This is a genomic window from Algibacter marinivivus, from assembly GCF_003143755.1.
Classification (GTDB): Bacteria; Bacteroidota; Bacteroidia; order Flavobacteriales; family Flavobacteriaceae; genus Algibacter_B; species Algibacter_B marinivivus.
The window spans coordinates 1,250,519-1,262,809 of record NZ_QFRI01000001.1; the positions used below are offsets into that span (position 1 = coordinate 1,250,519).

Genomic DNA, 12,291 nt, shown 5'->3' on the forward strand with positions numbered 1-12,291 from the left:
AACGACTTTTAATTAGTATATTCGCAAATAATTTCGATATAAATAATAAATCAATAATTAATGAATACAATAGCAACAGGTTTTGGTATAGACGATGCTCTAAAAATTTTAGGACTAAAGTCTATAAATGAAGGCTCCTCAACAGGTTCAAATAACTTTTCAAATGGCGAAATTATTGAAAGTTATTCTCCTGTAGATGGTCAATTAATTGGGAAAGTAAAATCGACTACCAGAGCAGATTACGATAAAGTAATGGATGCAGCAACAAAAGCATTTTTATCTTGGAGAGATATTCCAGCACCACAACGTGGCGAAATTGTACGTCAATTTGGAAATAAATTAAGAGATTTAAAAGAGCCATTAGGTAAATTAGTGTCTTACGAAATGGGCAAATCTCTTCAAGAAGGCTACGGAGAAGTTCAAGAAATGATAGATATCTGTGATTTTGCTGTTGGTTTATCTAGGCAACTAAATGGTCAAACCATTCCATCTGAACGTCCAGGACACGTTATGAGAGAACAATGGCATCCAATAGGCGTTGTTGGGATTATTTCTGCTTTCAATTTTCCAGTAGCTGTTTGGGCTTGGAATACTGCTTTAGCATGGATTTGTGGTGATGTTTGTGTTTGGAAAGCTTCTGAAAAAGCACCGTTATGTGCTGTGGCATGTCAAAACATTATTGCTGAAATTTTAAAAGAAAACAACTTGCCAGAAGGCATTTCATGTATTGTTAATGGAGATTATAAAGTTGGAGAAATGATGACAACTGATGCTCGTATTCCTTTAGTATCTGCTACTGGTTCTACCAGAATGGGACGTATTGTTGGTGCTACTGTAGCTGAACGTTTTGGGAAATCCTTGTTAGAATTAGGAGGAAATAATGCCATTATTATTACACCCTCTGCAGATTTAAAAGTAGTTGTTCCTGGTGCTGTTTTTGGTGCTGTTGGAACTTGTGGACAACGATGTACGTCTACTAGACGATTGATTATTCACGAATCTGTTTACGATAAAGTTAAAGATGCTATTGTTGGTGCTTATGGACAACTAACAATTGGTAACCCCTTGGATGAAAACAATCATATTGGACCATTAATAGACCATGATGCAGTAAACACCTATTTAACCGCTATTGAAAAAGCAAAAGCTGAAGGCGGAAATGTATTAGTTGAAGGTGGTGTTTTAGAAGGAGAAGGTTATGAATCTGGTTGCTATGTAAAACCAGCAATTGTAGAAGCAGAAAATAATTTTGAAATTGTACAGCACGAAACTTTTGCTCCTATTTTATATTTGATGAAATACTCAGGTGAAGTAGAAAATGCTATTGCTAAGCAAAACGGTGTAGCTCAAGGTTTATCTTCAGCCATTATGACTAACGAAATGAAAGAAGCTGAGAAATTTTTATCATATGCTGGTTCAGATTGTGGGATTGCCAACGTTAATATTGGAACATCTGGTGCTGAAATTGGAGGCGCTTTTGGAGGCGAAAAAGAAACAGGTGGAGGGCGCGAGTCCGGATCTGATGCTTGGAAAGTGTACATGCGTAGACAAACTAATACAATTAATTATTCTGATGAATTGCCTTTAGCTCAAGGTATAAAATTTGACTTATAAGATTAAGATAAGTTACTAGTATTTTAAAGTCACATTTCTTGAAATGTGACTTTTTTAGTTTTTGTGGTTCTTATTGTATGAGCTTAAAGTGTTAAATTATAAACACTTATATTTTTTATAACCTAAAACAAAAACCTAATGAGTAAAAAGACATCCTATCTTTTAGGGATTATACTCACTATTATTCTCGGTACTATTTTGTATTATTTTCTGTGTTGTAGCGTATGCTGTGGTGAAGGAAGTTGCGAACATAAGGAAGATGAGACTAAAAGTGCAGTAATTCCAGAAATTAAAGATGCAACTAGAAATGCATTTATGATTAAAGACGCTAATGGCGACTTTAATTTAAAGTTGAACGACAACTTTAATTTTAAAACATCAAATTTTTCAATATTACAACCAGTTGCTGGAGATGTAGAAAATGGTGTATTGAAATTAAAAGATTATTTATTAGCAAACCCTTCAAAAACAGTTGATATTACTGGATTTTATAAAAGTGATGAAGTCAATAATTCTGCATATCCAAATTTAGGTCTAGCCCGTGCAAACTCGGTTAAGAATTATTTAGTTTTACATGGCGTGTCTTCAAAACAAATAGATACTTATGGCGAATTAAATGATGCTATAAATCCTGATGAAAATAGTACTTTGTTTGGACCATTGAAATTTGGGGTATTAACAACAGATGCATCAGATACATCAGCAATTGAAGCTCTAGAAAAAGCTTGTGATGCTGTTAGAACAAACCCATTGGTACTTCATTTTAAAACAGGAGAAGCCGCTATAGCATTAACTTCAGAACAGCGTCAAAAAATTGCTGATATTTCACATTGTGTTGATAAATTAGGCGTAAAAGTTCAAGTGGTTGGACATACTGATAACACAGGAGATGCTGCAAATAACGTTGTTCTTGGTCAGCAACGTGCAGATTTCGCAAAAAGTTACTTAATTAGAAATGGCATTCTAGAAGGTAATATCGAAACATCATCTAAAGGTCAAACAGAACCTATTGCAGATAATACAACTGAAGCAGGTAGATCTGAAAACAGAAGAACAGAAATAACTATTAACTAAAATTAAAAAAATAAAATTATGAATTGGTGTATATTAATCCCATTATTAGTCGGTGCTATTTGCGCAATATTAGGGTACTTATTAGGTAAACTTTTAGGTGGAGGTAATCATGAAGATTGTAATGAAAAAATAGGCAAATTGCAAACTAAGTTGGATGCTTGTATATTGAGTAAAAGATCTTTAGAAAACGATTTAGAATCTACTAAAGCGTCATTAACATCATCATTAGCGTCAGCAAGTGCAACCTTAATACCTTTTGATGCAGCAGCAGCTAAAGCAGTTTTTGGAAAGAAAGTAAAAGAGAATGATTTAACAATTGTTGAAGGTATTGGTCCGAAAATCCAAGAGTTATTTCACAATCAGGATGTAAAAACATGGAAAGCCTTATCAGAATGTACCGTTGATAAATGTCAAACTGTGCTAAACTCAGGAGGCGATCGTTTTAAAATGCATAATCCAGGTACATGGCCAGAGCAAGCAAAAATGGCTTATGAAGGCAATTGGAAGCAACTTTTAAAATGGCAAGATGAATTGGACGGCGGAAAATAATTTCGCATAGATAAGTTTATATCAAAACCGTTTCTTAAACAGAAACGGTTTTTTTGTATCTTCAAATATTGAATTTAAACCTTTGTAAAATATTACAGTCTAAAGGCTTATAACCCTTTTTATAAATTTCACTCTGATGAAGCGTAAACATATTCAGCATTTACACAGGCGAGTTGGATTTGGTATTTTACCAACAGATTTAGATAAGCTATCAAAAAAGAGTCAAAAGGAAGTTGTCAATAGCCTTTTTTCATCTTCAAAAAACGTTACGCCATTAGAAGTAGATACTTCAGAGATTAAAAACATGTTCTCTGGCATGATGAATTTGTCTAAGTTGGAACAAGATGCTCGAAGAAAAATTCAGAAAATAAGTCGCCAAAAACAAATAGAATTAAATGTCGCTTGGATAGATAGACTCGCTGTTTCAAAAGAAATTTTAAGAGAAAAGATGACCCTGTTTTGGGCTAACCACTTTGTTTGTGAAGACAATAGTATCATATATATTCAACAATTTAATAATACACTTAGAACCCACGCTTTAGGAAATTTCAAAGATTTTGTAAATGCCGTTTCAAAGGAAGCAGCCATGACGAAATATTTAAATACTAAACAAAACAGAAAGCAAAAACCAAACGAGAATTTTGCTCGAGAATTGATGGAGTTATTCACTCTAGGCGAAGGACATTATACAGAAGAAGATATTAAAGAAAGCGCCAAAGCATTTACAGGTTATAGCCATAATTTACAAGGCAAATTTGTGTTCAGAAAACGTGCATATCACGAAGGAGAAAAAACCTTTTTCGGGAAAACAGGAAACTTTTCTGGAGAAGATATTGTTGATATTATTCTTGAAAAGAAGCAATGTGCCAAATACATCTGCGGAAAAATATACCGCTATTTTGTAAATGATACAATTGATGAAACACATGTAAATGCTATGGCTAATGTGTTTTATAAAGATTACAACATTGAAAGTCTGATGCGTTTTATGCTTATGTCTGATTGGTTTTATGATGAAAAAAATATAGGAACAAAAATAAAATCGCCAATTGAATTTATTGTCGGAATTAAAACGCTTGTTCCTACCGAGTTTAAGAACCCTAAGCAATTGCTTTACATTCAAAAGATTTTAGGTCAAAAACTTTTAGATCCTCCAAATGTAGCGGGTTGGAAAGGCGGTAGAAGTTGGATAGATAGTAACACCATTGTACTTCGTTTAAAATTACCATCTTTATTAATAAATGGCGCGTACATTTCTAAAGCTGAAGAAGGTCAAGAAAACGTTGATGCAGAATCTAAAAAAGCATTTTTTAAGAAAAAGTATGGGAGATGGTTTAAAACAGAAACCGATTGGTTTTATTTCGTAAAGCATTTCAAAAAAGTAGCGTTAGAAGATTTAGACAAACACATATTGGCTTGTGAGATTAATAACACTGCAAAGGCATATCTAGACGCTTTACAAAAAGTATCAAAGCAAGAATATTGCATCCAATTGATGTCGTTACCAGAATATCAAATGTGTTAATTATGGACAGAAGAAAATTTTTAAAACAGTCATCCTTAGCTAGTAGCTTATTTTTTGTTCCTAGTTTTGTGCGCGCTTTTGAGGAGGTAGCCAGCAGTAAATTAGGCTATAAGCGTTTAGTAATTATACAACTTTCTGGAGGTAACGATGGTTTAAACACCATAATACCTTACAGAAACGATTTGTATTACAAAGAACGACCAACATTATCAATTGCAAAAACAGACATCATAAAACTTAATGATGAGGTAGGTTTAAACCCAAGTTTACAACCTCTAAAAGCACTTTACGATAAAGGCTATTTGTCAATCATAAACAATGTAGGCTATCCAAATCCAGTGCGTTCTCATTTTCGTTCTATGGATATTTGGCAAACCGCAACAGATTCAAACGAGTTTTCTCAAAGTGGCTGGTTAGGTCGCTATTTAGATAATTATGGCAAATTACCTTACAGTGCAATAGAAATAGACGAAAGCTTATCTCTAGCCATGAAGGGCGAAAAAGTAAACGCAATTGCCACACAAGACCCCAAAGTATTTTATAATTTATCAAAAGACCCCTATTTCAAAAACATCCATAACCATCAAACCGATGCGCATTTAAACGAGCATAACTTAGGGTATTTATACAAGTCTATGATCGATGCACAGTCGTCTTCAAAGTATATATTCGAAACCAGTAAAACGGTAACCAGTTTGCAAGAATACCCAAACAATAAGTTCGGAAAACAGATGAAAACCACAGCACAATTCATCAATTCTGGGCTAGATACCAAGGTGTTTTACACCTCTTTAGGCGGGTTCGATACACACGTAAACCAGCTAAACACCCAAAAACGTTTATTATCGCAGTATGCCAATGCTGTAGAAGCTTTTGTGCAAGATTTAAAAGATAATAACACCTTTAAAGACACACTAATTTTAACCTTTTCAGAGTTCGGTCGTCGTGTAAAACAAAACGCAAGCGCAGGTACAGATCATGGTACCGCAAACAACGTATTTGTAATAGGCGAAAACCTAAAAAAGCAAGGACTTTATAATAATATGGCAAGCCTAAACAATTTGGATGATAATGGCGATTTAAAATTCGAAATAGACTTCAGAACCATATACGCCACCGTTTTAGACAAATGGCTGGAGGTAGATGATAAAAAAGTACTCAACAAGTCCTTTAGTCAGCTCGATTTTATTTAGAATAATTTGGGCGTTACCCACAAGGGGTCGGGCTTTCACTAGTCGCTCCTCCTTAGGTCGGGTGCTCCAACATGCCGTTCAATCCCTAACGCGGGCATATTTGCTAGCTAAGTTTTTTAAATATACTTGTTGAATTTTTGGAAGTTTCGTTTAACGTCCACTGTGTGTAGTTTCGTGTGGAGTTCTCTTAGACTTGACTAAATATACACAAAATTGGCGAGGAGCAATCAACAGTGGACGATGGTATGTAATTAGTAGAAAGGAAGTGTTTGCAAAACGCGATTCTAGGTGCCGCAGGCAATTACATACCATCGGTCTCGACTATGATTAGTACGGGAATAAATAAGCGATTAACTTCCGAACTAGCACTAAGGCGAAGCATTTTGTTTGCTTTAATTTTTTCTTATTCAAAAGTCAAATCTAAATGATTTGACGTCCTTATAAAAATACATTAAACTTTGGGTTAAGAACTAAAACCCCGTATTAATTATAGCCAATGTTGTACTTAGTTTTTATAAGTTATTAATTATTTTGGTAAGTTAACTCTAATTCCGTTTTTCCAATAGCAAGCGTTATATTCTACAGGAACATTTCCTGTTGATCCACATATATAAATGTCATTTCCATCAATAAAAATACCATTCGCTTGAGCATTATCATCTAATTCAAATAACTCTCCATTTTTCCAATAACAAGCTGTATGTCCTGTGCTATTACTGTTGTTTTTATTATAAAATCCAACAGCATAAATGTTTTCTCCAGCTAAATAAATTTGATTTACTTCACCAAATAGTTCTCCTAATTTTATCATTTCAGTATTTTTCCAATACATCGGAAATGAAGTTTTTCCTCCAACATAAAAATCATCTGAATCAACAAGTAGACAACTTGTTCCTCTAAAAAAGAGTTCTTCAGGCATAGGTAATTCGATGATTGGTGAATTTCCATCCCAAAAAAATGGGATACTAGGAACAAAACTTGGTTGCTGCAATTCAGTAAAAATTTCTTTACTAATATGTCCACTATAAAAAGGTTGTTTATTAAAAAAACTTATAGCTGATAAGACACCTGGATTAGGAATATTTGTAGTTATAGGATTATTGTCTTTATAAAATAATATGTTTCCATCAGACATTAAAGCTCCTTGATGAAAACTATACAGATTGGCGTCATAATTATGTGTTTTGTTGATGAATGTTGTTCTATATAAGTTATCTATTGATCCACGATAAATGTCATCTATTTTTAATAAATTAGCAAAGGTTATGGAATCGGTTGAAATATTATCAATCCAAAATTTAGTTGTTAAATTATTATTCGAATTTTTAATACCACTTACAAGTATTTGCCCATTATTGACAAAAATAGAATTACCTATTGTAATATCTATTTCAGATGTTACTCTCGTAAATTCGTCATCTCCTGAACAGGAAATAACAAAACTAATAATAAATAAAATTGTTATTTTTTTAATCATAGTATTCTGTATTTTATTACTAGATGGTCATTTTACAAAATGGTTGCTTTAAATTAAGTACAATGCAAAGATAAAGTTCCGTTTCAATGAACTTTATCGATTGTTAAACGAAGTTATCATTTTTTTCTGACAAATTCAAGCAGTGTTTACCCGAAGAATAACAACTATAAAAAGCTTATAGGTTTTTGGAAACAAGGCTAAATTTATAGCACTGGCAAAACATGTTAATTACTAAAAACAGAAAAAAAGACATAAAAAAAACCCTGAACCAATCTTACGATTTGGGGCACAAGGTTTAATTAAAAAGATTAATAGCGGTGCAAAGATAGGATTTATTCTATGTTTTCAAAATTTTAAAGTTAACTTAAGGTTAAATTTATTAACATTTGTTAACTGTATTTTACTTTTCTTAAAATCCTCATAGACTCCTTGTATAAGTTGTAAACCTCTTTATTGTAAGCCTTTAAATAAGGTTTCGCTTCATTAAGTTTATCAAGAGCCTTATCAAATAAGTTTAAATAACAAATTAAATACGTAGCTGGTAAATTCTTTAAATCCAAAGCTTCTCGTGGTGTTAAAGACAACCCTTTTTTTAATTTATCTAAAATAGCGTTGTTTGTGTTATAAATATGGTGGAGGTCTTTTTTATTAAACTGTGGCGGCTCAAACAATAATTTGGTTTCAATATTATAATGGGCGTTGTCTTCAAATTTAATGATGGTTTCTTCTAAAGGGTAATACTTATTAGAGTCTTGAAGCCCAAGATTCACGTATTCAATAATTTTAAAACTATCATCATTTATGGCAATAGAAACGTCATCTAAAGCCGAAAAAAATAAACGTACCTGCTCATTAATTAATTCAATATCCACCCGAGAATAAAACGTTTCATTTTTAACCACTTTTTTCTGTCCTGCCCAACATACCACAAAATACTCCTTAAAAACTTTATACTGAGGGTTGAAGTCTTTCCTGAAATTCATAAAATCGAAAACACCATTAAGCGTATGTTCAATATTATTTTGTGCATGCTTTTCAATGGCAGCAACAATATTTGAGTTTACATCTTTTATTTCAATATCAAACACCTTGGGCATGCTGATGCTGCCATCTCTAAAAAAAACAGAGCCACCATAATATTTCCAGATGTTTTTTCGAAGTGATGTTATTTTTCCGGTTGGACGAATAGTTACCAACCCAACAACCTTATCGTCTGGTAAATGCGGAAACGGAATATTTTCATATTGAACAATAGGCGGATTAGTCAAGTAAGCATTAATAAGGTTTTGGATTTTACTATCATCAAAAAAATCAACACCTATAATGTTGTTGTCTTCATCTTCAACACCAATTACTATGTAAGAATTGTTTTTTGGATTGCTATTAGATAAGGCACAAATATGTTTTAAAAACTTAGCTTTCCCTTCCTTATGGCTAATATCAACTTTTCGCTTTTTATCATAAAAACTGTTCTCATCGTTGTGAGCTAGAAGGTGTTTTATAAGAAGCCTTTTGTTAATCATAGCAGTTGTTCCTACATAGGCAGGAATCTTTTAATTAAAGAGATTTTTTTACTAAAGTTGAACTAGCCTGCGCCGTTGGAAACACCAACAAATCCGCAATATTAACATGAGGTGGTCTTGACACAGCAAAGTATATAATTTCTGCAATATCTTTAGCTTGTAAAGCTTTAAAACCTTGGTACACATTATCAGCAATGGCATCGCCTTTAAAGCGCACTTGAGAAAATTCGGTTTCAACCAAACCAGGATTTACAGCGCCTACTTTAATTCCAAAAGGGTTTAAATCAATCCGCATGCCTTCAGTAATAGCTAAAACAGCATGCTTACTGGCGCAATACACATTGCCTTTTGGATATACTTCTTTTCCAGCCGAGGATCCAATATTGATGATATGTCCAGATTTACGTGCTGTCATTTGTGGAATTACAGCTTTACTAACATAAAGTAAGCCTTTAACATTTATATCCATCATAGCGTCCCAATCATCAATACTTCCTGTTTGGATGGGGTCTAAACCATGTGCATTTCCTGCATTATTAACTAGAATATCTATGTTTTTAAAATCTTTTGGGAGTGATTCGATGGCTTTAAAAGTGTCGTTTTTATCGCGTACATCAAAATTTAAAATATGCACATCGGTTAAACGTTCTAATGCTTTTTGGATGGTTTCTAAACGTTGTAAACGTCTGCCGCAGAGTACTAAATTGATGCCTTGTTTTGCAAATTCGTAGGCTGTTGCTTCTCCTATGCCACTTGTAGCTCCGGTAATTAGGGCTGTTTTTTTCATCATTAAGTTTTAAATCACTTTAAAAATACTCAAAAGCCTGAAATATTTGTCTTATATCGTTCTTTTTATCGATTGCGTTAATTTTTTTTCAATTTTGAATAATAAAAAACATCTGTGAATCATACTTTTGACGTAAATATTATGAACTTAAAAAAATGATATTATGAAATTAACGAAGTATTTAAAATTAGTTTTTTCTTTAACTGCTGTAATGTTTTTGGGGTCTTGTGATAATTCTGACTCTAATAAAATTGCAGAAGGAGTACCTACTATCTCAGTTAGATTAGTTGATGCACCTGGAGATTTTGAAGAAGTTAATGTTGAGGTTGTCGATGTGTTGATTAAAATGGATGATGAAAGTGATGATGATAACGGTTGGATATCATTAGAATCCGAAAGTGGCATTGTAAATTTACTAGATTTTACGGGAGGTTTAAGCAAAGTTTTGGTTGATAGATTTCCTATTCCTCAAGGAGAATTAACCCAAATGCGATTGGTATTAGGAGATGGAAATACTATTGTTATTAAAGATGAAAATGACTTAGATGAAACTTTTGATTTAAAAACACCAAGCGGACAGCAATCTGGATTAAAACTTAAAGTAAATACTGAAATAGAAGAAGGTTTTGCGTATGATTTCGTGTTAGATTTTGATGTTGAAAAATCAATTGTTATTGCAGGAAATTCAGGAAATATTATTTTAAAACCTGTGCTATATGTAAGTGCAGAAGTAAATTCTGGTATTATTGAAGGAACGGTTTCTCCAAGTGATGTTCCAGTAATGGCTTCAGTTTTAGTAAATGATAACGGAACACCTGAGACTGAAGATGATTTTATAATTTCAGCTTATACTGACGAAACTGGAGCATTTGCATTATGGGGAGTACCAGCAGGTACATATGAGGTAGTTATTTCGCCTGTTAATGAAGACTCAGATTACTCTGAAGTAAGTGTTGAAAATGTTGTTGTTGCAAATGGTGAAGTTACTACGATTTCTGAAACCATAGCGTTAAGTTTAAAACCAGGTTCAATAACTGGAACTATATCTGGTTTAGCTGCAGAAGTTGATGCAACCATTACATTAAATGATGCGTCTTCAACAAGTGTTACGTCAGATGTGAATGGAATGTTTGAAATACAAAATGTTGTACCAGGAGATTATACCGTTACAATTAGCGCTGTAGGTTATGTTTCGCAAGAGTTCATGATTACTTTAGAACCAGCAGAAGAAGAAATTATAGATGCTACTTTATTAGAAGTGGAATAACATTAAATAAAAAAATTAAAAAAGCACAAAATCATATGATTTTGTGCTTTTTTTTTATTTGTAAATCCTATTTAAGATTTGCTTATCATAATAATACGTTAAAGCATTAGATAAAGGTGCTTAGCTTATTTTTTTAACCATTTTTTAACACCTTTACAATAATTTTTTTAACATTTTGCAATGCTCAAATACTAAGCGTACATTCGGGCTTTTAATAAAACAAAAAATGATGGAAGAAACAGGGACAATTGATATTAAGTCGATAAACGAGAAAATTGAAAAGGAAAGTGCTTTTGTTGATTTACTGATGCTTGAAATGAATAAAGTTATCGTGGGTCAGAAACACATGGTGGAACGTTTGCTGATTGGTTTATTAGGACAAGGGCATATTCTTTTAGAAGGTGTTCCGGGGTTAGCAAAAACGTTAGCTATTAATACATTGGCACAAGCTGTAGACGGGAGTTTTAGTAGAATACAGTTTACACCAGATTTACTACCTGCTGATGTTACAGGAACGTTGATTTACAATATGAAAGTCAACGATTTTTCTATTAAAAAAGGACCCATATTTGCAAATTTTGTATTGGCAGATGAGATTAATAGAGCGCCTGCAAAAGTACAATCGGCTTTACTGGAAGCAATGCAAGAAAAGCAAGTAACTATTGGTGATGAAACCTTTAAATTAGATAAGCCGTTTTTAGTAATGGCAACTCAAAATCCTGTGGAACAAGAAGGAACATACCCGTTGCCAGAAGCGCAGGTTGACCGTTTTATGCTTAAAACAGTTATTGATTATCCGAAAATTGACGAAGAGCAATTGATTATGAGAGCCAACATGAAAGGTGCTTGGGATAAAGTAAACCCTGTGGTTTCTATATCTCAGATACTTAAAGCGCAAGAGGCTGTTCGTGATGTTTATATGGATGAAAAAATTGAGAAATACATTCTGGATATTATTTTCGCTACACGTTATCCAGATAAATACAGATTGCCAGCTTTAAAACCATTAATTTCTTTTGGAGCATCGCCTCGTGGAAGTATCAATTTAGCAACCGCAGCAAAATGTTATGCATTTATTAAGCGTCGTGGGTATGTAATTCCTGAGGATGTGCGTGCCGTAGTTTACGATGTATTACGTCATAGAATTGGTATTACTTATGAAGCTGAAGCTGAAAATGTAACTTCAGTTGATATTATCAACAAGATAGTAAACGAGATAGAAGTGCCATAGAAAAGAGTTTCCAGTGTTCAGTCTCAGTATGCAGTTGCTTACTCAAGATTG

General features: G+C 33.2%; 10 protein-coding genes. 7 read left to right on the forward strand and 3 right to left on the reverse strand.

The genetic code is table 11. The features are described 5' to 3' along the window. Positions 1 to 60: 60 nt before the first annotated feature. From amaB to DIS18_RS05770, 5 genes are all read left to right on the forward strand, one after another. On the forward strand, positions 61 to 1,614 hold the full coding sequence (amaB, locus tag DIS18_RS05750) for an L-piperidine-6-carboxylate dehydrogenase (RefSeq protein WP_109352055.1): 1,554 nt from the start codon (positions 61 to 63) through the stop codon (positions 1,612 to 1,614). A gap of 138 nt (positions 1,615 to 1,752) precedes the next feature. Then, positions 1,753 to 2,688 (forward strand): OmpA family protein, encoded by a 936-nt coding sequence (locus tag DIS18_RS05755; RefSeq protein ID WP_109352056.1) that lies wholly within the window; start codon positions 1,753 to 1,755, stop codon positions 2,686 to 2,688. Between the two features lie 18 nt (positions 2,689 to 2,706). Continuing rightward, a complete protein-coding gene (locus tag DIS18_RS05760) occupies positions 2,707 to 3,237 on the forward strand; it encodes a hypothetical protein (RefSeq protein ID WP_109352057.1) in 531 nt (176 codons plus the stop codon). 136 nt (positions 3,238 to 3,373) lie between these two features. Further along, on the forward strand, positions 3,374 to 4,762 hold the full coding sequence (locus tag DIS18_RS05765; protein ID WP_109352058.1) for a DUF1800 domain-containing protein: 1,389 nt from the start codon (positions 3,374 to 3,376) through the stop codon (positions 4,760 to 4,762). A gap of 2 nt (positions 4,763 to 4,764) precedes the next feature. Continuing rightward, positions 4,765 to 5,955 carry a DUF1501 domain-containing protein gene (locus tag DIS18_RS05770; RefSeq protein WP_109352059.1) on the forward strand — a complete coding sequence of 397 codons (1,191 nt, stop codon included), beginning with the start codon at positions 4,765 to 4,767 and terminating at the stop codon, positions 5,953 to 5,955. A gap of 526 nt (positions 5,956 to 6,481) precedes the next feature. Here DIS18_RS05770 and DIS18_RS05775 read toward each other — a convergent pair. The 3 genes from DIS18_RS05775 to DIS18_RS05785 all read right to left on the reverse strand — a co-directional run bounded on the left by DIS18_RS05775 (position 6,482) and on the right by DIS18_RS05785 (position 9,742). Further along, positions 6,482 to 7,432, reverse strand: coding sequence for a hypothetical protein (locus DIS18_RS05775; protein ID WP_109352060.1), 951 nt, complete (start codon positions 7,430 to 7,432; stop codon positions 6,482 to 6,484). A gap of 389 nt (positions 7,433 to 7,821) precedes the next feature. Beyond that, complete coding sequence (locus DIS18_RS05780; protein ID WP_109352061.1) at positions 7,822 to 8,955, reverse strand: ATP-binding protein; 1,134 nt, start codon at positions 8,953 to 8,955, stop codon at positions 7,822 to 7,824. A gap of 34 nt (positions 8,956 to 8,989) precedes the next feature. Beyond that, entirely contained in the window at positions 8,990 to 9,742 is a 753-nt protein-coding gene (locus DIS18_RS05785; protein ID WP_109352062.1) for an SDR family NAD(P)-dependent oxidoreductase, read from the reverse strand. 163 nt (positions 9,743 to 9,905) lie between these two features. Here DIS18_RS05785 and DIS18_RS05790 point away from each other — a divergent pair, with 163 nt between their 5' ends. Continuing rightward, on the forward strand, positions 9,906 to 11,009 hold the full coding sequence (locus DIS18_RS05790) for a DUF4382 domain-containing protein (RefSeq protein WP_181363988.1): 1,104 nt from the start codon (positions 9,906 to 9,908) through the stop codon (positions 11,007 to 11,009). A gap of 229 nt (positions 11,010 to 11,238) precedes the next feature. Continuing rightward, the gene (locus DIS18_RS05795; protein ID WP_109352063.1) at positions 11,239 to 12,240 is read left to right on the forward strand and encodes an AAA family ATPase; all 1,002 of its coding nucleotides are present in this window, start codon (positions 11,239 to 11,241) and stop codon (positions 12,238 to 12,240) included. Positions 12,241 to 12,291 lie beyond the last annotated feature (51 nt).